Origin of the sequence: Janthinobacterium sp. SUN026 (genome assembly GCF_030397625.1) — a bacterium.
Taxonomy (GTDB): Bacteria; Pseudomonadota; Gammaproteobacteria; order Burkholderiales; family Burkholderiaceae_D; genus Janthinobacterium; species Janthinobacterium kumbetense.
The window spans coordinates 785,591-804,290 of sequence record NZ_JAPQNU010000003.1 but is presented as its reverse complement, the minus strand read 5'-3'; the positions used below and the strand labels follow the sequence as shown (position 1 = coordinate 804,290).

Below are 18,700 nucleotides of genomic sequence, written 5' to 3'. Positions count from 1 at the left end.
TACTCACCCGTTCGCCACTCGCCACCAGAGCAAGCTCCGTGCTGCCGTTCGACTTGCATGTGTAAGGCATGCCGCCAGCGTTCAATCTGAGCCAGGATCAAACTCTTCAGTTTAATCTCTGTTACTTTGCCGTTTTACCGGCACCATCATTGCTGATGGGTCGCTCACTCAAAAAACTGACAGGCTACTTCCGAAGAAGTATCCTATTTCATTATTTCTTGTGAACATTTGATATATTTTAAGTATTACGCCAATCCGAAGATTGACGCTGCACTTACATCAAATGCCCACACTTATCGACTGTTAATTGTTAAAGAACTGTATTCGGTACTGCTTTCGCGCTATCAACAAAGCGTTGTGTTTGTCAGCTGCGAAGAAGGAAGAGTATGAAGCATTTCAGCACAATCGTCAACACCTTCTTTTTTACTACCCAGCCCCGGAAGGCTGTCCCTTTTGTGCCGCAAACTAGTGCGTCTCATCGGGGAGGCGAACTATAGCAAAGCGCCCCGGTAGTAGCAAGGCTTTTCCGGGGTATTTGCGGCCAACTGCTACAATTTCGCCCCCTCAGCGCACATTCGCGTCCATCCATAGAAGATTCACCATGAAACAACAAGCTCAAGGATCAGGCCTGACCCTGAAACGAGCTGGCTTTACCACTGGCTTCGGCGTGCTCGCCGCCACCCTCGGTTCCGCAGTCGGTCTCGGCAATATCTGGAAATTTCCCTACTTGACGGGCGCCAATGGCGGCGCCGGTTTCCTGCTTATCTATTTACTCGCCACCTTATTAGTAGGGTTGCCCGTGATGATCGCGGAAATCACCCTGGGACGCCGCGCCAAGGTCAACCCTATCTCGACCATGGAACAGTTGGCACCGAAGGGCAAGCCCTGGTGGCTGGTCGGCGTCATCGGCATGGTGGCCGCCTTCCTGATCGTGGCGTTTTACTCGGAAGTGGTAGGCTGGGTGTTTGCCTATATCGCCAAGGCCATCGACGGTTCCATCCTCAGCAGCGACAAACTGGTGACGGAAGCAGCCTTCGCCTCCCTGATCAGCAATCCATTGCAATCGCTGTTGTGGCAATGGGGCGTCCTGCTGTTTATCGGCGGCATCTTGATGCTGGGCGTGACCAAGGGCATCGAGGCGATTGCCAAGAAACTGATGCCACTGCTGTTCCTGCTGCTGCTGCTGCTGTGCGCGGTCAGCCTGTCGCTGGATAAAGCGGGCGAAGGCCTGGCGTTTCTGTTCCGTCCCGATTTTTCCAAGCTGACGGCTTCCGTCGTGCTGACGGCCATGGGCCTGGCCTTCTTTAAATTGTCCGTCGGCATGGGCACGATGATGACCTACGGCAGCTATTTCCGTGACGACCAGAATATCCCCGTCACCACCTTGCGCGTGATGGCGGCCGACCTCGGCGTATCGATGCTGGCCGGTATCGCCATCTTCCCCGCCGTGTTCACGTTTGGTTTCGCTCCCAGTGCGGGGCCGTCGCTGGTGTTCATCACAATTCCTGCCGTGTTTTCGCAAATTCCCATGGGACAAGTTCTGATGGTGGTGTTCTTCATCCTGGCCGCCGTCGCCGCCACGGGCGCGATGTTGTCGCTGATGGAAGTGCCCGTGGTGATTTTCCATGAACGTTTCGGCTGGACGCGCACCAAGGCCACCGTCGTGACCATGCTGCTGCTGGCCGTGCTCGGCTCCGTATGCGCCCTCAGTAACAGCACCCTGGCGGACTTCAAGTTATTCAATTTGAATATGTTTGATCTGTTCGACTTTGTCTCGTCGAATATCTTCCTGCCCATGGGCGGCATCGCGATTGCCTTGTTTACAGGCTGGGCCTGGGGCAAGCAGCATTTCATCGATGCGATCAGCAATCACGGCCAGTTGCAGAATCAAACCTTGGCGCATGTGTTGCTATTCCTGCTGCGCTTTGTCTCGCCCGTATTGATCCTGATCGTGATGCTGAAGGGATTAAAGGTCTTTTAATCAGAGTACCCGGGTGTAGGTCTGGCGCACTAGCACCCGGTCGCCGCAATCGAAATGCCACCATTCGCTGTTGATGCCGAAGAAGCCCGCCTGGAACATGGCGTCGCGCAACAATCGGCGATGTGCCACCTGCTCCTGCGTAATTTCTCCCTTTTCCAGTAAAACCAGCTCCAGCGCCGGGTGCGAGCGCTCACTCAGGTCGTCAAAGCCTGTGCCCATATCCAATTCCTCTCCGTCCGGACCGACGATGGTGATGTCGAGTGCCATGCCGAACGAGTGGATCGAGCCGCGCGACGGCTCCGCGATATAACCGAGCAACTCCGTACCCTGCAACGCGTCCCACAATTGCTGCTGCACCCGCTGCGGGCGCAAGGCGTCGAGCACCAATAAATGGTGATCGGGGCGCCGCGCGGCCAGCCAGGCCACGGCCCGTTCCAGCGCGGCGGCGGCATCGCGGTGCAGCCAGGCGCAATCGATGGGGCTGTATAAGTCGCGGCCGACGAAATTGTCGGGCGTGGCATAGCGCAAGTCGACGGCGATGCCGGCGATGCTGCTCAGGTGGCGAAATTGCGGATCGTTGCCAACCGCTTCCAATTGCAAACTTGCAACAGACATCAGACTCCTCTTTCCAGGCAATTACGCGCCGCCACGCCGATGCTGTCGGCCAGGCGCCGCGCGCCATGCGACAGCGGCGAATGGCTCGCCGTCAATAAATACAGTTGGATGGGGATAGCTGGCGCCCAGGGACGGCGCTGCAGGCGTTCGGGCGAGCCGGAGGCGGCCGTAAACGGGTCGACCACGGCCATGCCGGCGCCCGCTTCCACCAGGGAACGGGCAATTTGATAGGTCTGCACCACGGTGGAAAACACGGGGTGAATGTCCTGCGCTTCGCAGGCGGCCACCACCAGTTCGCCCAGCGGATCGTTGTCGGCATGGCCGATCAGCTCGCCATTCAGGCCATGCGCCGTCAAGGGCGTGCCGCAATCGGCCGCATGCCAGGTGCCGGTGGGCGCGATCACCGTCATGACGCCATGCGCGAGCGGTTCGGCCACGATGCCCGGATGGCGCGGGTCTTGCAGGGACACGGCCAGGTCCGCTTCACCGAGGCGCAAGGTATTGACGATCTCGCCCGTGTGGTGGGTAGCCAGCTGGCAACGCGTGTGGGGAAAGTCGCGCCGCCACTCCGTCATGGCGAATGGCAAGACGCTGATGGCGATCGTCGGCGTGGACACCAGGCGGATGGTTTCCACCGCATGGCCCTTCAGGCTGGCCGCCAGGCGGCGGATGCCCAATAAATCGCGGTTGAGCTTTTCCGTCTCGACAAACAGCCGGTGCGCCTCGGGTTTCGGGTACAGCTTGCCCCGCACGCGCTCGAATAGCGGCATGCCCAGTTGCAATTCGCAGTGTTGCAAGACCTTGGTCACGGCCGGCTGCGAGATATGCAGCACCTGGGCGGCGCCGCTGATGGTGCCAACTTGCATGATGGCGTGAAACACTTCGATATGACGCAACCGCATGAGCTATTCCTTTACCTTGCCGTGGCCGCCAGGGCCGTCAATGTTCAGCATATAAGAAAAAGTCATGGGCTGGAACGGCCATGCTACTTTGTTGCAACAGCCGGGGCCGGCGTCGTCAGCACTTCCAGCAGGGCCGCCGTTTCGCCATCGGGCGTGCCATCGAACAGCTTGTTGCGGTATTTCATCTGGAAAGCGATCAGCACATTGCGCGTCGCTTCGTCGAACACGCCCGTAGTCGGCGTCGCATAGCCGTGCTGGGCCAGCTTTTTCTGGAACCAGACGGCGTCCGGCACTTGCTGCTCAAAAATCAGGCGTTGCGCGGCGACACGGTTGGCGTCCGGCCACACGATCAAGCCCGCATCGGCCAGCTGGCGCCAAGGGAACAATGGACCCGGGTCTTGCTTGCGCTGGGGGGCGATCTCGTTATGGCCGAGGATATTTTCCGGCGCGATGTTGTAGCGGGCCTGGATATCTTTCAACAGGGGAATGAGCTCATCGATCTGTGCCTGGGGAAACGGATACCAGAGGCGGCCTTCCGGCGTGTCCTTGTAGCCTGGGTTAACGATCTCGATGCCGATCGAGCTGACATTCAACTGTGTATAAGTCTTCCAGTTACTCACACCCGCGTGATTGGCCTGGCGCGATTCATCGACCAGCACGTAAAACTTCGGCTTGTCCGTGTCCGTCAGCAAGTAATGGCTGCTGACCACTTGTTCCGTCAGGATCTTGATCGAGCGGGGCAGGTCGCTGACCGTGTAATGGATGACGATGAATTTCACGCGCGGGCTCTGGCTGCGCGCCGTCAAACTGTGGTCGAGGTGCGGCGCGGGCGAGGTACAGGCGGAGAGCAAGGCCACCAGCAGGGCGAGGGCGATTTTTTTCATGGAAGATCCGTGTTCGGGTTAATAAAATGTTCAGTGCTGGCCTGTGTCTTGACAGCCGTCTTGACGGCTATCCTGGCCGCCGCTTCATGTGGACGGGCAACTTTCTGCTCCAGCGTCAACGATACAGGCAAAGCGGCGCGCATGGCAGCCGCGATGGCCGGGTGCAACTGCGCCGCGCGGCCCGCCAGCACGACGGGACGCGTACCATGGCGCGCCGTCAGGGCCAGCGCCAGGCGCGCCAATTCCTGTCCCGCGCGCTGCAAGATGTCCAGCGCCAGCGGATCGGCATCCGCACTGGCGGCCACGGCCAGCGCCAGCCGGCCGATGGCACCCCGGTCCTGGCCATACATGAAGGCGCGCGACAGCGACCAGTCGCTGCCGCCCAGTTGCGCAAACACGGCCTCGGCCATAGGCGAGCCTTGCCAGCTGCCCGGCGCCTCGTCTTCGCGGCGCCAGATGTGGCGCAAGGCTTCGCGCGCGATCCAGTAGCCGCCGCCGCCATCGTCAAGCAGCACGCCGCGCCCGCCTGCGCGGTGAAAGCCGCCATCCGCATCGATCCAGGCGGCAATCGAGCCCGTGCCAGCGTAGACCAGATAACCTTCGCCGGGTTCAAAACTGTCGCGATAAGCGATATCGATATCGTTGCCCAAGCGCACGTCGCCGGCGTGCAGCGCCAGCAACTCTGCCAGCATAGGCGCCAGCGTTACATCGTCGCCGCCAAAACCCGTCAAGCCCGCCACCACGGCGCGCGGTTGGCCGACAGCCAGCACGGCCTGGCACAGCCGGGTAAACGTGGCGTGCACGGCTGCGCGGCCCGCATCGCTGCTCATTTGCAAGGCAGACAAGCCTTCCACGACGCCGTCGGCCACGATGGCGCCGTCCCCGTTGGCCAGGGCCCAGCGCGTCTGCGTGCCGCCCGCGTCGATGCCCAGCCCGAGCACGGCAGTATCAATATGGGTGGCAGGGAAGAAAATCATGGCATGAGTGTAAAGCCAAGCGGAGCTTGCAGGCATGAAAGCTTGCGCATGTTTCATGCCTGCAGGTTATGGACTACGGATAAACGCTCAGCAACTACTTGGCGAGGGCCGCAAACGGTTCGCGCACGGTGACGCGGGGGCTTTCATTGCCGAGGCGGTCGACGGCGCTGACCACCACCGCATTGACCTTGCCGGTGGCATCGTCGACCAGGGTCAGTTCGCCCTGCACGCCCGTGACCACGGTAAAGCGCCAGTCTTCGCCATAGCGGGCCCAGACGGCGTACTGCGCCACGGGTTTGCCGCCGCCCGCCGCCAATTTGACGTTCAGGCTGGTGGAATCGCGGCGCAAGGCCAGCACGGGCGTACCGGGCGCTTCCTTGCCCAGCCACGGCGTGGCGGGAATCAGGGCAGGGCTTTGATACACGCTCGCCTTGAGCTGGTCGCTGACACCCTTGCGGTTCTGCATCAGCGGCACCATGCTGAAATGCACCTGGCCATTCGCGCCGGGGCGCGTGCGCGTCACTTCGATCTGCTTGATGATCTCTTGCGGCGTGAAGGACTTGGCGGAATTGTCGATGCGGCTCGTATACAAACCGGGCCACACGTGGCGGCCATACGGGTTTTGCGCCAGCCAGTAGTCGAGCAGCACGCCGAACGCTTGCGGCGCCTGCGCCACGGGCCAGTACAGCTGCGGCGACAGGTAATCGAGCCAGCCCTTGGCCAGCCACAGTTCCGCATCCGCATACAATTTGTCGTACTGGCTGAAGCCGACGATGCCGGCAGGACGGCGATCCGGGCGGCCGATGCCGAACGGGCTGATGCCGAAGCGCACCCAGCTCTTTTCGCGGTGAATGCCTGTATATAACGCTTCGATCAACTGGTTGACGTTCTGGCGGCGCCAGGACGGACGATCCAGCTGACCGCCAGCCAGCAGATATTGCTGCCAGGAAGGCTCATCGGGAAACGGCAGTTCGCGCTTGGCGCCGCCATTGCCCGCGTCCAGCGCGGCCGTTTCCGCACCGGCACCGGCGCCTGGCGCATCGATAGGATACGGATAAAAGTAATCGTCGATGTGCACGCCATCGATATCGTAGCGGCGCACCACGTCGAGCACCACGTCCGTCGTGTGCTTGGAAGCGGCGGCGTCGCCCGGGTCCATCCACAGGTAGCGGCCGTATTGCTTGACGGACGCCGGGTTGGTGGACGCGAAACTGTCGCGCGCCAGCGGCGACTTGGCCGTCGCGTGGCGGGCACGGTAGGGATTGAACCAGGCGTGCAATTCCAGTCCCCGCGCATGCGCCTGGGCCACCCAGAAGGCCAGCGGGTCATACAAAGGCAACGGCGGCTGGCCTTGCTTGCCCGTCAGGTATTCCGACCACGGCTCCAGCTGGGACGGATATATCGTGTCGGCGCTGGGCCGCACTTGCAGCACAATCGCGTTCAAATTCAAGGACTTGGCGCGGTCGAGGATGGCCAGAGCTTCCGCTTGCTGCTTGGCGACCGGCAAATTGCTGCGGCTGGGCCAGTCGATATTCGCCACGGTTGACACCCAGGCGGCGCGGAACTCGCGCGGCGCCGGCGGCGGCACTTCACCCGTGATGTGCTGCACGGGCGGCACGGCCGGCAAACCCGCTTCACCCGGCGTCACTGCGGAAGGCAGCTTGGTGCTGGTACAGCTGCTGAGCAATGTGGCGGTGGCCAGCGCGGCCAATACGCCGGCGCTGGCGCCCAGGCGTTTTTTAAAAGTAGACAACAAAACAATTCCTTGCAGTGGTGGAGCGCAGGTCTATCGGTGGGGCATTTTACTGTGCGCCCGCCATCCTTGCGGGCGCACCGTTCAAAAGAATCAGGCCTCGGCCTTCTTGCCGAATTCAGGATCGATCTTGACCAGCGCGGCCATGATGAAAGCGGGAATGGTGGCGATGCACACCCAGATGAAGAAATGCTGGTAACCGAGCATTTGCTGTATCCAGCCGCTGGCCATGCCCGGCAACATCATGCCCAGGGCCATGAACCCCGTGCAAATGGCGTAATGGGCCGTTTTATGCGCGCCATCGGAGACCATGATCATGTACAGCATGTAGGACGCGAAACCGAAGCCATAGCCAAATTGCTCCAACGCAATACCGCCGGCGATCACATAGACGCTGCTGGGCAAGGCGGTGGCCAGGTAAACGAAGACCAGGTCGGGCAAGTGGACGGACAGCACCATGATCCACAGGCAACGTTTCAAGCCGAAGCGGGAAATGATGAATCCGCCCAGCAAGCCGCCCAGGGTCAGGGCGATGACGCCGATGGTACCGTAGACGAGGCCCACCTGTTCCGTGCTGAGGCCCAGGCCGCCCTTGGCGACGGGGTCGAGCAGGAAGGGCGCGGCCAGCTTCAACAGTTGCGCTTCGCCCAGGCGAAACAACAGCAAAAAGCCCAGGATGACGAGAATATCCTTCTTCTTGAAGAAGGAAGCAAAGGTGGCGACGAACTCTTGCAGAGGAGAAATACCGACACCCTGGATGCTGGGCCGGTCATCCTTAGGCTTGGGCAAAATGAAATAGTGATACAGGAAGAGGGCGATGAACAAGCCCGCCAGGATGGCAAATACGACGGACCAGGCCAGCTGCACATTGCCCGTCGCATGCGTCAGGTAGCCGGCCAGATACACGAGGCCGCCCTGGCCGGCGATCATCGCCAGGCGGTAAAACGTGCTGCGCACGCCCACAAAAGCCGCCTGCTGGTGCTCTTCCAGCCCCAACATATAAAAGCCGTCGGCGGCGATGTCATGCGTGGCAGAACTGAAAGCCATCAGCCAGAAGATGGCCAGGCTGATCTGGAAAAAATGGGGCAGGGACGTCGTCAAGGCCACCAGCGCCAGCGCGGCGCCGATCACCAGCTGCAAGCCGACGATCCAGAAGCGCTTGGTGCGGTACATATCGATGAAGGGCGACCACAGGGGCTTGATAACCCAGGGCAAGTACAACCAGCTCGTATACAGCGCGATATCCGTATTGGAAAAACCGTAGTTCTTGTACATGATCACGGACAGTGTCATGACAACAACATAGGGGATGCCCTGGCCGAAATACAGGGAAGGGATCCACAGCCACGGCTTATTTGACGGCTTATTCGCGCGCGCCGGGGCGGTTTGTTTCACAAGCTCCATACATCCTTCTTTGTCTCCCAGACAGAAGAATGCCGCGCCATCGGATCACGCCGCCAGTGCCGCCCGCACACTGCCGTCCGCGCCGGCCAACAATGCCTGTGCCTGGTTTGTGTTGATTTTTTTGATCAAGGCAACAATCGCCACCTTGACGTGATAGTGGCATTGCTCCAGCACGGTCCTGGCCTGCACTTCGCTGGCGCCGGTGGCGTGCATGGTCAGACGCACGGCCCGCCAGATCAGCTTGGCGTTGGTCGGCTTCAAGTCTACCATCAAGTTTCCGTAAGTTTTGTGCAAACCGACCATCAGGGCGCTGGAAATCGTGTTCAAGGTGATTTTTTGCGCCGTGCCCGCTTTCAGACGCGTGCTGCCGGAAATGACTTCCGTGCCCGTATCGAGCACGATGCCGCATTGCGCCTCATGCGCCACGGGGGCGTCCACATTGTTGGCGATGCCTATCGTCAAGGCGCCGGCCTTGCGCGCGGCCAGCAGCGCGCCCAGCACATACGGCGTGGCGCCGGACGCGGCCAGCAGGATCACCACGTCATTGCTCTGCGGCTGCAGGGCCAGCAAGTCCGCCTCACCTTGCTGTAAATCATCTTCCGCCCCTTCGACGGCCGTAAACATGGCGCCGGCGCCGCCGGCCAGGATGGCGACGGCCCGTTCGGGCGGCCAGGAAAACGTGGGATTGAGTTCAACGCTGTCAAGTACGCCCAGGCGGCCCGACGTGCCCGCGCCCACGTACAGCAGGCGCCCGCCGGCCGCAATGCGGGGCAGGGCGGCCGTGATGGCGGCAGCGATGCCGGGCGACGCCAGCCGGACGGCTTCGACGGCCCAGAACTGGTCGTCGACCAGCGCCGCCACCAGTTGCTCCACCGGATACAGGTCCAGGTCCGGATGCCGCCGGCTCGGGGTTTCAGTTTTCAACATGATTTCAGAACATGGTTGACCGTGAAACCAGTTTAATACCAACGAGCGGGATCAACCATGAAAGGATGGCAGGCGGGCATAACGGGAGTTTATGGCCAGTGCAACCAGGCGTACTTCGCTACGGCGGCAAACCAGTTGCTGAATTTGTTCATTCAGTGGCCCAGAGGCAAGTTTCAGACCCGTTTATGTCTATACTTCAGTTCGACGCCAACATCCACGACACGCCCCATGATCGCTCGCCAATTGCTGTTCCTGTTTAGCGCCCTTGGCGCCATCAACGGCATTTTCCTGGCCGTCTATTTTTTCAGCCGCCGGCCCCGCTGCCTCGCCGACTGCATGCTGGGGGCATTGCTGCTTGCCGTCGGGGTGCGCACCGCCAAGTCCGCTTTCCTCTACTTCAACCCTGCGATCGCCATCGAATTCCGCCAGCTGGGCCTGTCGGCCTGCCTGCTGATCGGTCCCTTGACCTATCTCTATGTACGCGCCTTCATCGCCGGGCTGGCGCAACGGCCAGCCGGACAAGAATGGCGCTGGCATCTGGGCTTGTCCTTCCTGCTGATCGGCATTGGTGTTGCCTTTCCGTATTCCGCGTATCGTGCTGTGTGGAACCAGTCGAGCCATGCCATTCATGTGTTCTGGCTATGCTACCTGCTGGCAACCGCCAGGCTGCTGTGGCAAAGCCGCCGCGCATGGTGGAACGAGGGACAGCGGATGGCGACCAGCAGCGTACTCCTGCTGAGCGTCTTTGCAGGCAGTTGTCTCATGTTGGCGGCGTACGCAAGCACGCCGTTCACGTCCTATATTGTCGGCGCCTTGTCGTTCACCTTCTCGCTGTATGTGGCGGTGATGGTCTTTCTGCTGAGAAAGGAAATCCTGGCGCCTGCCGACCCGCAGCAAAAGTACCGGAATAGCCGCCTGACGCACGAAGACACGCTTGCCGTGCTCGCCGCGCTGGAACAACAGATGAGCGGGCAGAAATCCTATCTGAATCCGAACCTGACCCTGGCCCAACTCGCCAAACGGGCGGGCTGCACGCAGGCGCAGGTGTCGCAGGTATTGAATGACAAGCTGGGCAAGAGCTTCACGACCTACGTCAACGAATACCGTATCGCCGAGGCGAAACAGGTATTGAGCGACGAGCCGCAATGGAACATGGATAGCGTCGCCGAGCGCTGCGGGTTCAATTCCAGTTCCACCTTCTACTCGACCTTCAAGAAAGTGGCTGGCCAGACTCCCGCCAGCTTCCGGGCCCAATCCAGCCAGGCGGCCAGGGCCATTTCCGCATGAAACCTCTCCGGAATCGCCATTCCGGAGTCTGAAATCATGTTTGGCGACATCAATTCCCCTGCATTTCGATAAATTATCGACCACCAGCGATCTGAAATAGTCGTTGCTCCGATAAACGCAGTTCTACATGCAGGGTACATCCATGATTCAGTTTTTATTGCGAACGATACTCGCCTGTTGCTTGTTAAGCATCACCGCCGTCAGCACCGCCGCAACCGCAGACCAGGACGAAAATGCCATCCGGGAAACCGTGCGCTTGTATATGCATGGCACCAGCTTTAACGTGCAGAGCGAGATCAACCAGGCCTTTTATGCCAATGCCCGCCTTTACCTGGACGGCAAAAACGATGCGGAATGGGAGTTGAGCGGTCCGGAATACGCCAAACTCTTTTCCCAAGAGAAAATAGGGCAATTCAATGGGCGCCACGGGCGATTGATCAAGGTCGATGTGAGCGGCAAGGTGGCCACCGCCAAGGCCGAGATCCACATTCCCCAGCAAGGGGTGCGCTATGTGGATGTCTTTCTGTTGAAAAAGATCGCCGGCAACTGGAAGATCATCAGCAAGTCGGCAGATCGCGAGCCAGCAGCCCCGCGCCAGACACGCAAGGTGCTGCTGGTGGTGTCGAATGTGCATCAATATCCCGGTACAAAGGTTAACGCCGGCAATAATTTCCCCGAGCTGGCCTATACCTATGATGCATTTCGCAAAGCAGGGTACGCCGTCGACTTCGTCAGTCCCGAGGGGGGCGCCATTCCCCTGGAAATGATCGTCACGTCGGACGAACTGCTCAAGAAGCATCTGTACGACAGTGATTTCATGTGGGCACTGGCCCATACCAAGCCCGTCGCCGAGGTCAGGGCAGACGACTATGCGGGCATGGCTTTCGTCGGCGGCGGTGCGGCCATCGTCGGCATCCCGGACAACAAGCCGCTGCAGGACATCGCCTTGCGTATCTACGAACAACAGGGCGGGGTGATTGCGGCCATCTGCCATGGCACCGAGGGCATCAAGAATCTGAAGCTGCGTGACGGTACTTTCCTGATCCAGGGCAAGGTGCTCACCTCGTTCCCCGATGCGTTTCTGAACAAGGAATCGCCGGTATACAAGGCCTATCCCTTTTCGGCAGAAGCCAGCATCAAGGGCCATGGCGGCATATTCAGGCACGGCGCCAACGGCAAGAGTCACGTCGAGGTCGACGGCCGGCTGGTGACGGGCATGAGCTGGGAGTCGTCCGTCGGCGTGGCGGAATCCATGATCCGCCTGATCGAGCAGTAGATTTACGGAGCGCGGCGCATTTCCGCCACAAAATCGTAATGATCGCTGCGGCAATACGAATGCGTGAGTTCCATCGCTTCGCCCGACTCCAGGTAGGCGATGCGCGTGATGAACAGCACGGCCTGGCCATCGGGGATGCCCAGCTGCTTGGCCAGCACGTCCGTCGCATTCATGGCGCGGATGTGCTGCAAGGCGCGCACGGGGGCCTTCTTGATGCTGCTCAAGTATTCATACAGCGAGTCGCCCATGATATCCGGGGCCGGCACCACGCTGAACGGCAGCACGCTCACTTCATACGCCATCACGACGTCGTCGGCCAGGCGCAAGCGCTCCAGGCGCGCCACTTTCGTGTTCTGCGCCAGGCCCAAGCTCAGCTGTTCATCGCTGCTGGCAATGACGACTTCGCGCTTGAGCCAGCGCGAACCGGGGCGATAGCCGCGCTGCTGCAGCTGCTCGGAAAAGCTCGACAGGTTCGACAGCGGCTGTTCGATGCGCGGGGCAATATAGTTGCCCGAACCGCGGCGGCGCACGACGAGACCTTGCTCGACGAGCTGGTCGATGGCCTTGCGGGCAGTCACGCGCGATACGTCAAGCAGTTCGGACAGGGTACGTTCGGATGGCAGGGCCTGGTCTACCTGGTAGCGGCCGTTGCGTACGTCATCGCTCAGCTTGCGGGCGATCTGCATATATAAAGGCGAATTGTCATTTAAATCGACCTTGAGTTCTACGCTGGTCTGGCTCATACAGTTCTCCTTGTCCTCCTAGTGTAATAGCGATGGCGCCTGCGCGTAGCCCGTCCACCCATGAATAAATGGAAAATGACCATAAATAACGGTTATACACTTAAAAAAACAATGTTTTACCGTACGTATAGCTTTGCATTATAGATAAATAAGCAATTTTCATTAGCCATGTAAACCATCGCGCCCTATGCTGGTGACGCCTCCACCACATCGGACAACAGGGAAACATGCACAATAAAATGACGGGTTTACTGGGCTTGCTGCTGCTGGGCACGACCTGGAGCGCGCTGGCCGCCCCGCCCGGCAGCGGCAGCGACTTGGTCTCTCAAAACGTAGGGCCGCGCGCGCTCGATGCCACGCTGGCCGCCATCGTCGACGATGCGGCCCACCCGCTGGCCAGCCTGTCCGTGCTGGCCATCAGCCATGGCAAGGTGTCTTATCAGCAACAATTTGGCTACCGGCACATAGCCGCCACGCCGGCGGACAGCTTGCCCGTGACGCCGGCCACCCTGTTCCGCATCGCTTCCGTCTCGAAGATGATGACCACGCTGGGCCTGATGCGGCTGGTCGAGCAGGGCAAGCTGAGCCTGGATCAGGACGTGGGCATTTATCTGGGCTTTTCCCTGCGCAACCCGCATTTCCCCCAGCAACCGTTGACCCTGCGCAGCCTGCTCAGCCACACTTCCTCGCTGCGCGACGCGGGCGGCTACGCCTGGGGACCGGAACGCAGCCTGCGCGACGTGTTTACGGCCGGCGGCGACAGCATGTGGGATCGCGCCGCAGCGCCGGGCCGCTACTTTACGTATTCCAACCTGAACTGGGGCGTGATCGGCACGGTGATGGAAAAAGTCACGGGCGAGCGCTTCGACTTGCTGATGCGGCGCCTGCTGCTCGATCCCCTCGATGTGCGCGGCGGCTACAACCCGGCCGCCTTTTCCCCGGAAGAGGTCGCCAATACGGCCACCCTGTACCGCAAGCGCACGCTGGAGACGGAAGTGTGGCAGCCGCACGGGCCATGGATCGCCCAGGCCGACGATTTTTACCAGCGCCCACCGGCCGGCCTGGCCAGCTATGTGATCGGCAGCAACGCCACCGTCTTCAGTCCCACGGGCGGCTTGCGCATTTCCGCCGCGGGACTGGGCAAGGTCATGCAGATGCTGCTCGACGGTGGCCGCTACCAGGACCAGCAGCTATTGCAGCCGGCCAGCATTGCGCTGATGTTTGGCCGGCAATGGCAATTGGCGCCAGACGCCAGCAATGGCGACAGCGAGCGGGGCCTGTACCGCGCCTGGGGGCTGGGCAACCAGCAATTCGACGCGGTGGCGGGGCAGGGCAACGGCCTGGTCGAGGGCGCCGGCTTCACGGCCGTGGGCCATTTGGGCGACGCGTATGGCCTGGTGTCCGCCTTCGTGCTCGATTTCAAGAACAGGAACGGCATGGTGATGCTGGTGGGCGGCACGGGCAGCGATCCCGAACGCTATCCGGGCACGTATTCCGCCATGGGCCGCAGCGAGGAATTGATACTCACCACCCTATACCGTGGTGCGATTGACAAGCATGAATAATTTGCACTGAAATAGTGCATTCCTGAAAGTTATGGCTGCACCATGATGTTTCATTGGCTCCCCGACCGGCCAGCCTCTAAGCTCTTCCCGAATGCTCCCGCACCATGGGAGCGCAACGCAGCGAGGCAACATGCAGCAACAAGTCATCATCATCGGCGGCGGCATCGTCGGTCTGACATCGGCCTGGTGGCTGGCCGAGGCCGGCTACAGGGTCACTGTACTGGAACGCAATGAACAAGTGGCGATCGCCGCCAGCTACCGCAATGGCGGCCAGCTCAGCTATCGCTATGTAGCCCCGCTGGCGGACGCGGGCGTGCCCTTCAAAGCCCTGCAGTGGCTGCTGCAAAAAGACGGTCCGCTGCGCTTCCGTCCCGAAGCGGACTGGCGCCAATGGCGCTGGATGGCCAGTTTCTTGCGCAATTGCAACAGCGCCAGCAATGCCCGCACGACGGCCAAGCTGCTGCAATTGGGCGAATGGAGCCGCGCCGGCATGGCGCAGCTGGAATTGACGGTACCGCCGGAAGCGTATGCCTGGCGCGATGCTGGCAAGCTCATCGTCTACCGCACGCCCGCCATCTTTCAACGGGCCGTGGCGCGGCCCGAGTCGGAAGAGGCGCGCATCGTGCTGTCGCCGCTGGAAGCCGTGCAGCGCGAACCGGCGCTGGCCGCCCTGCAGGGTGCCCTGGCGGGCGGCATTTTTACCGAAGGAGAAGCCGTGGCCGATTGCCACGCCTTTTGCCTGGCCCTGGAAGCGCGTTTATTGCAGCACCCGAATTTTTCCCTCCTGTTAAAAGGCGAGGCTCGCCGCCTCGTCACGCACAAGGGCAAGGTCACGGGTGTCGACACCAGCCTGGGCTTGCTGCAAGCGGATCACTATGTGCTGGCGGCCGGCATCCAGAGCCGCGACCTGGCCGCCACGGCGGGCGTCTACCTGCCCCTGTACCCGCTGAAGGGCTACAGCCTGACGGCGCCCATCCGCGCACAGGACCAGGCGCCCGAGATCAGCATCACGGATTTCGAACGCAAGGTGCTGTATGCGCGCATAGGCGGCGACCTGCGCGTGGCCGCCATGGTCGACATGGTGGGCGCCGACAACAGCATCGACTGGAATCGCATCGCCGGCCTGACGCGGCTGGCGCGCGAAGCCATGCCGCGCGGCGCGGACTACGACCAGGCCACGGCCTGGGCCGGCCTGCGCCCCGCCACGCCGAACAGCGCGCCGCTGGTGGGCGCCAGCAAAGTCGGCAATCTGTGGCTCAACGTGGGCCATGGTCCGCTGGGCTTTACCTTTGCCGCCGGCACGGCGCGCATCCTGGCCGACCTGATGCAGAACAAGGCGCCGCCGTTCGCGCTGGACTTCCTCAGCCCGAAAAAATAGCTGCCCAAGGCGGCGCGCACGCGCCGCTGCCTTTATGGCGGATAATTGCGGAACTTTTCAGTTCTCCTGTCTGCCAGCGCATGCCCACACCCTCGACATCTGCCGCCTGCCCCTGTGGCGGCGCCTCCTACGCCAATTGCTGCGGCCCGTATATCGCGGGCGACGCTGTGCCGCCCACGGCCGAAGCCCTGATGCGCTCGCGCTACACGGCCTTCACCTTGCGCGACGAGCCCTATCTGCGCGCCACCTGGCACGCCAGCACCTGTCCCGCCGACGCCTTATTCGCCGAAGAAGAAAAAGTCCACTGGCTGGGACTTGAGGTAAAATCTGCTTTACGTTTACGTCAACGTAAAGCAGAATCAGCAGATCAAGCCGAAGAGATACAGCGCGACAGCGTGGAATTCGTGGCCCGCTACAAGGTCAACGGCCGCGCGCACCGCCTGCATGAAGTGAGCCGCTTCGTGCGCGAGGCGGACAATAGCGGTGGTGGCGCCCTGCGCTGGTTTTATCTCGACGGCAGTTTTCCCGAATAGCGCGACCCGAGAGACCGGGCGATAATAAAAAGGAACCGCAATGCCGCACATCGAAAGCAAACTCAATCCGCGCAGTGAAGATTTCAAGGCCAATGCCGCGGCCATGCAAGCCATCGTCGACGATTTGCGCGACAAGGTGGAGAAAATCGCGGCCGGCGGCGGCGAAGCGGCGGCCGCCAAGCACCTGGCGCGCGGCAAGCTGCTGCCGCGCGACCGCGTGCAGATGCTGCTCGATCCCGGCACGCCCTTCCTCGAGTTTTCCCAGATGGCGGCCTACGCCATGTACCAGGACGCCAAGGGCGTCGATGCGGCGCCCGCCGCCGGCATCATCACTGGCATCGGCAGGGTCTCGGGCCAGGAATGCGTCATCGTCTGCAACGACGCCACCGTCAAGGGCGGCACGTATTACCCGATGACGGTGAAAAAGCATTTGCGCGCCCAGGAAATCGCCGACCAGAACAACCTTCCCTGCATTTATTTGGTCGACTCGGGCGGCGCCAACCTGCCGAACCAGGACGACGTCTTCCCCGACCGCGACCATTTCGGCCGCATCTTCTACAACCAAGCGAATTTGTCGGCCAAGGGCATCCCGCAAATCGCCGTGGTGATGGGCTCTTGCACGGCGGGCGGCGCCTACGTGCCGGCCATGAGCGACGAATCGATCATCGTCAAGGAACAGGGCACGATTTTCCTCGGCGGCCCGCCGCTGGTGAAAGCAGCGACGGGAGAAGTGGTGACGGCCGAAGACCTGGGCGGCGGCGACGTGCACACGCGTTTGTCCGGCGTGGTCGACCACCTGGCGCAGAACGACCTGCACGCGCTGTCGCTGGCGCGCACCATCGTCTCAAACCTGAACCGTAAAAAACCGCAGCAGATGGCCTTGCGCGACTCCGTCGAACCGAAATACCCGACGCAGGAACTGTATGGCGTGATCCCCGTCGACACGCGCAAACCGTTCGACGTGCGCGAGGTGATCGCGCGCATCGTCGACGGCAGCGATTTCGACGAATTCAAGGCCCGCTACGGCACCACCCTGATCTGCGGCTTCGCGCATATCTATGGCGTAAAAGTCGGCATCATCGCCAATAACGGCATCTTGTTCTCCGAATCGGCCCTGAAAGGCACGCATTTCATCGAATTGTGCTGCCAGCGCAAGATCCCGCTCGTCTTCCTGCAAAATATCACGGGCTTCATGGTGGGCCGCAAATACGAAAACGAGGGCATCGCCCGCAATGGCGCCAAGATGGTGACGGCCGTCGCGACGGCTGCCGTGCCAAAGTTCACGGTAATCATCGGTGGCAGCTTCGGCGCCGGCAATTACGGCATGTGCGGCCGCGCGTTTTCGCCCCGCTTCATGTGGATGTGGCCGAATGCGCGCATTTCCGTCATGGGCGGCGACCAGGCCGCATCCGTGCTGGCCACCGTCAAGCGCGACGGCATCGAAGGCAAGGGCGGGCAGTGGAGCGCGGACGAGGAAGCGGCCTTCAAGCAGCCGATCAAGGAGCAATACGAACACCAGGGCCACCCGTACTACGCCACTGCGCGCCTGTGGGACGATGGCGTGATCGACCCGGCCGACACCCGCATGGTGCTGGGCCTGGGCCTGTCGGCCGCCTTGAACGCGGAAATCCCGGACACGAAGTTCGGCGTATTCCGCATGTAAGCGGCATTCAGGGAGAAGATAATGGAATTTGAAACCTTAAAGCTGGTCATCGAAGGCAATGTTGCCACCGTGACCCTGAACCGCCCCGACGTGCGCAATGCCTTCAACGAGACGACGATCGCCGAACTGGCGCGCGCCTTCGAGGGCCTGGGACGCAGCGACATGGTGCGCGCCATCGTGCTGGCCGCCAATGGCGCGGCCTTTTGCGCCGGCGCGGACTTGAACTGGATGAAGAAGATGGCCGGCTACACGCATGCCGAAAACCAGGCCGACGCGCTGCAGCTGGCGCAGATGCTGCGCACGATTTACCTGTGTCCGAAACCCGTGGTGGCGAAGGTCCAGGGCGACTGCTATGCGGGCGGCATGGGCCTCGTCGCCGCATGCGATATCATTCTGGTTGCGGAAGACGTGCATTTCTGCCTGAGCGAAGTGCGGCTGGGACTGATTCCCGCCACTATTTCACCGTATGTCATCAAGGCCATGGGCGAAAACGCGGCACGCCGCTATTTCCTGACCGCCGAGCGATTCTCCGCTCAGGAAGCGCTGCGCATCGGCTTTGCCCACGAGGTAGTCGCTGGCGACGCGCTGGACGCGAAAACGGCCGAGGTGCTCAAGGCGCTGACGGGCAACAGCCCGCACGCCGTGGCGCAAGCGAAAACGCTGGTGCGCGAGATCGTCGGCCAACCCGTCGACGAGGCGCTGCTGGCGGACACCGCCGAGCGCATCGCGCAGATCCGCGCCTCGGAGCAGGGACGCGAAGGCGTGCAATCGTTCCTCGACAAGCGCAAGCCGAGTTGGCTCATGGGCTAGTT

At 61.4% G+C, this 18,700-nt stretch carries 16 protein-coding genes and 1 rRNA gene; 8 read left to right on the top strand and 9 right to left on the bottom strand.

Annotated features, from left to right (window positions below; translation table 11 throughout):
- A 16S ribosomal RNA gene (locus OX459_RS18390) occupies positions 1 to 113 on the bottom strand; the annotation flags it as partial.
- Positions 114 to 601: 488 nt separating this feature from the next.
- Between OX459_RS18390 and OX459_RS18385 the strand changes: the two genes are divergently transcribed.
- The gene (locus OX459_RS18385) at positions 602 to 1,981 is read left to right on the top strand and encodes a sodium-dependent transporter (RefSeq protein ID WP_289906095.1); all 1,380 of its coding nucleotides are present in this window, start codon (positions 602 to 604) and stop codon (positions 1,979 to 1,981) included.
- On the opposite strand, the gene OX459_RS18380 is transcribed toward OX459_RS18385, so the two are convergent.
- The 7 genes from OX459_RS18380 to OX459_RS18350 all read right to left on the bottom strand — a co-directional run bounded on the left by OX459_RS18380 (position 1,982) and on the right by OX459_RS18350 (position 9,443).
- A complete protein-coding gene (locus OX459_RS18380) occupies positions 1,982 to 2,596 on the bottom strand; it encodes a M15 family metallopeptidase (RefSeq protein WP_289906094.1) in 615 nt (204 codons plus the stop codon).
- Positions 2,596 to 3,498, bottom strand: coding sequence for a LysR substrate-binding domain-containing protein (locus tag OX459_RS18375; RefSeq protein WP_099666051.1), 903 nt, complete (start codon positions 3,496 to 3,498; stop codon positions 2,596 to 2,598). Before OX459_RS18375 ends, OX459_RS18380 begins: the two co-directional genes overlap by 1 nt.
- Before the next feature lie 83 nt (positions 3,499 to 3,581).
- Entirely contained in the window at positions 3,582 to 4,382 is an 801-nt protein-coding gene (locus tag OX459_RS18370) for an N-acetylmuramoyl-L-alanine amidase (protein ID WP_289906093.1), read from the bottom strand.
- The gene (locus OX459_RS18365) at positions 4,379 to 5,359 is read right to left on the bottom strand and encodes a BadF/BadG/BcrA/BcrD ATPase family protein (protein WP_289906092.1); all 981 of its coding nucleotides are present in this window, start codon (positions 5,357 to 5,359) and stop codon (positions 4,379 to 4,381) included. Before OX459_RS18365 ends, OX459_RS18370 begins: the two co-directional genes overlap by 4 nt.
- A gap of 94 nt (positions 5,360 to 5,453) precedes the next feature.
- The gene (locus OX459_RS18360) at positions 5,454 to 7,115 is read right to left on the bottom strand and encodes a family 10 glycosylhydrolase (RefSeq protein WP_289906091.1); all 1,662 of its coding nucleotides are present in this window, start codon (positions 7,113 to 7,115) and stop codon (positions 5,454 to 5,456) included.
- Between the two features lie 90 nt (positions 7,116 to 7,205).
- Positions 7,206 to 8,516, bottom strand: coding sequence for an MFS transporter (locus tag OX459_RS18355; RefSeq protein WP_289906090.1), 1,311 nt, complete (start codon positions 8,514 to 8,516; stop codon positions 7,206 to 7,208).
- A 45-nt stretch (positions 8,517 to 8,561) separates the two neighbouring features.
- Positions 8,562 to 9,443: an N-acetylmuramic acid 6-phosphate etherase gene (locus tag OX459_RS18350; RefSeq protein ID WP_099666046.1), complete on the bottom strand. Its 882-nt coding sequence runs from the start codon at positions 9,441 to 9,443 to the stop codon at positions 8,562 to 8,564.
- Between the two features lie 228 nt (positions 9,444 to 9,671).
- On the opposite strand from OX459_RS18350, the gene OX459_RS18345 reads away from it, so the two are divergent.
- Both OX459_RS18345 and OX459_RS18340 read left to right on the top strand, forming a co-directional pair.
- On the top strand, positions 9,672 to 10,730 hold the full coding sequence (locus tag OX459_RS18345; RefSeq protein WP_289906089.1) for a helix-turn-helix transcriptional regulator: 1,059 nt from the start codon (positions 9,672 to 9,674) through the stop codon (positions 10,728 to 10,730).
- Positions 10,731 to 10,872: 142 nt separating this feature from the next.
- Positions 10,873 to 12,006, top strand: coding sequence for a nuclear transport factor 2 family protein (locus OX459_RS18340; RefSeq protein ID WP_289906088.1), 1,134 nt, complete (start codon positions 10,873 to 10,875; stop codon positions 12,004 to 12,006).
- 2 nt (positions 12,007 to 12,008) lie between these two features.
- On the opposite strand, the gene OX459_RS18335 is transcribed toward OX459_RS18340, so the two are convergent.
- On the bottom strand, positions 12,009 to 12,749 hold the full coding sequence (locus OX459_RS18335) for a GntR family transcriptional regulator (RefSeq protein ID WP_289906087.1): 741 nt from the start codon (positions 12,747 to 12,749) through the stop codon (positions 12,009 to 12,011).
- 227 nt (positions 12,750 to 12,976) lie between these two features.
- On the opposite strand from OX459_RS18335, the gene OX459_RS18330 reads away from it, so the two are divergent.
- From OX459_RS18330 to OX459_RS18310, 5 genes are all read left to right on the top strand, one after another.
- Positions 12,977 to 14,314: a serine hydrolase gene (locus OX459_RS18330; protein WP_289906086.1), complete on the top strand. Its 1,338-nt coding sequence runs from the start codon at positions 12,977 to 12,979 to the stop codon at positions 14,312 to 14,314.
- A gap of 91 nt (positions 14,315 to 14,405) precedes the next feature.
- Positions 14,406 to 15,692, top strand: a complete 1,287-nt coding sequence (locus OX459_RS18325; protein ID WP_289906085.1) for a D-amino acid dehydrogenase — start codon at positions 14,406 to 14,408, stop codon at positions 15,690 to 15,692.
- Between the two features lie 80 nt (positions 15,693 to 15,772).
- Positions 15,773 to 16,225, top strand: a complete 453-nt coding sequence (locus OX459_RS18320) for a YchJ family metal-binding protein (RefSeq protein WP_289906084.1) — start codon at positions 15,773 to 15,775, stop codon at positions 16,223 to 16,225.
- 40 nt (positions 16,226 to 16,265) lie between these two features.
- Complete coding sequence (locus tag OX459_RS18315) at positions 16,266 to 17,888, top strand: carboxyl transferase domain-containing protein (protein WP_251349687.1); 1,623 nt, start codon at positions 16,266 to 16,268, stop codon at positions 17,886 to 17,888.
- Between the two features lie 21 nt (positions 17,889 to 17,909).
- Positions 17,910 to 18,698: an enoyl-CoA hydratase/isomerase family protein gene (locus OX459_RS18310; protein ID WP_289906083.1), complete on the top strand. Its 789-nt coding sequence runs from the start codon at positions 17,910 to 17,912 to the stop codon at positions 18,696 to 18,698.
- The last annotated feature ends 2 nt before the right edge of the window (positions 18,699 to 18,700 follow it).

Excerpts from the sequence above, each read along its gene's own strand:
- OX459_RS18385 (WP_289906095.1), top strand. The coding sequence starts at position 602 with ATGAAACAACAAGCTCAAGGATCAGGCCTGACCCTGAAACGAGCTGGC.
- OX459_RS18380 (WP_289906094.1), bottom strand. The coding sequence starts at position 2,596 with ATGTCTGTTGCAAGTTTGCAATTGGAAGCGGTTGGCAACGATCCGCAA.
- OX459_RS18375 (WP_099666051.1), bottom strand. The coding sequence starts at position 3,498 with ATGCGGTTGCGTCATATCGAAGTGTTTCACGCCATCATGCAAGTTGGC.
- OX459_RS18370 (WP_289906093.1), bottom strand. The coding sequence starts at position 4,382 with ATGAAAAAAATCGCCCTCGCCCTGCTGGTGGCCTTGCTCTCCGCCTGT.
- OX459_RS18365 (WP_289906092.1), bottom strand. The coding sequence starts at position 5,359 with ATGATTTTCTTCCCTGCCACCCATATTGATACTGCCGTGCTCGGGCTG.
- OX459_RS18355 (WP_289906090.1), bottom strand. The coding sequence starts at position 8,516 with ATGGAGCTTGTGAAACAAACCGCCCCGGCGCGCGCGAATAAGCCGTCA.
- OX459_RS18350 (WP_099666046.1), bottom strand. The coding sequence starts at position 9,443 with ATGTTGAAAACTGAAACCCCGAGCCGGCGGCATCCGGACCTGGACCTG.
- OX459_RS18345 (WP_289906089.1), top strand. The coding sequence starts at position 9,672 with ATGATCGCTCGCCAATTGCTGTTCCTGTTTAGCGCCCTTGGCGCCATC.
- OX459_RS18340 (WP_289906088.1), top strand. The coding sequence starts at position 10,873 with ATGATTCAGTTTTTATTGCGAACGATACTCGCCTGTTGCTTGTTAAGC.
- OX459_RS18335 (WP_289906087.1), bottom strand. The coding sequence starts at position 12,749 with ATGAGCCAGACCAGCGTAGAACTCAAGGTCGATTTAAATGACAATTCG.
- OX459_RS18330 (WP_289906086.1), top strand. The coding sequence starts at position 12,977 with ATGCACAATAAAATGACGGGTTTACTGGGCTTGCTGCTGCTGGGCACG.
- OX459_RS18325 (WP_289906085.1), top strand. The coding sequence starts at position 14,406 with ATGCTCCCGCACCATGGGAGCGCAACGCAGCGAGGCAACATGCAGCAA.
- OX459_RS18320 (WP_289906084.1), top strand. The coding sequence starts at position 15,773 with ATGCCCACACCCTCGACATCTGCCGCCTGCCCCTGTGGCGGCGCCTCC.
- OX459_RS18315 (WP_251349687.1), top strand. The coding sequence starts at position 16,266 with ATGCCGCACATCGAAAGCAAACTCAATCCGCGCAGTGAAGATTTCAAG.
- OX459_RS18310 (WP_289906083.1), top strand. The coding sequence starts at position 17,910 with ATGGAATTTGAAACCTTAAAGCTGGTCATCGAAGGCAATGTTGCCACC.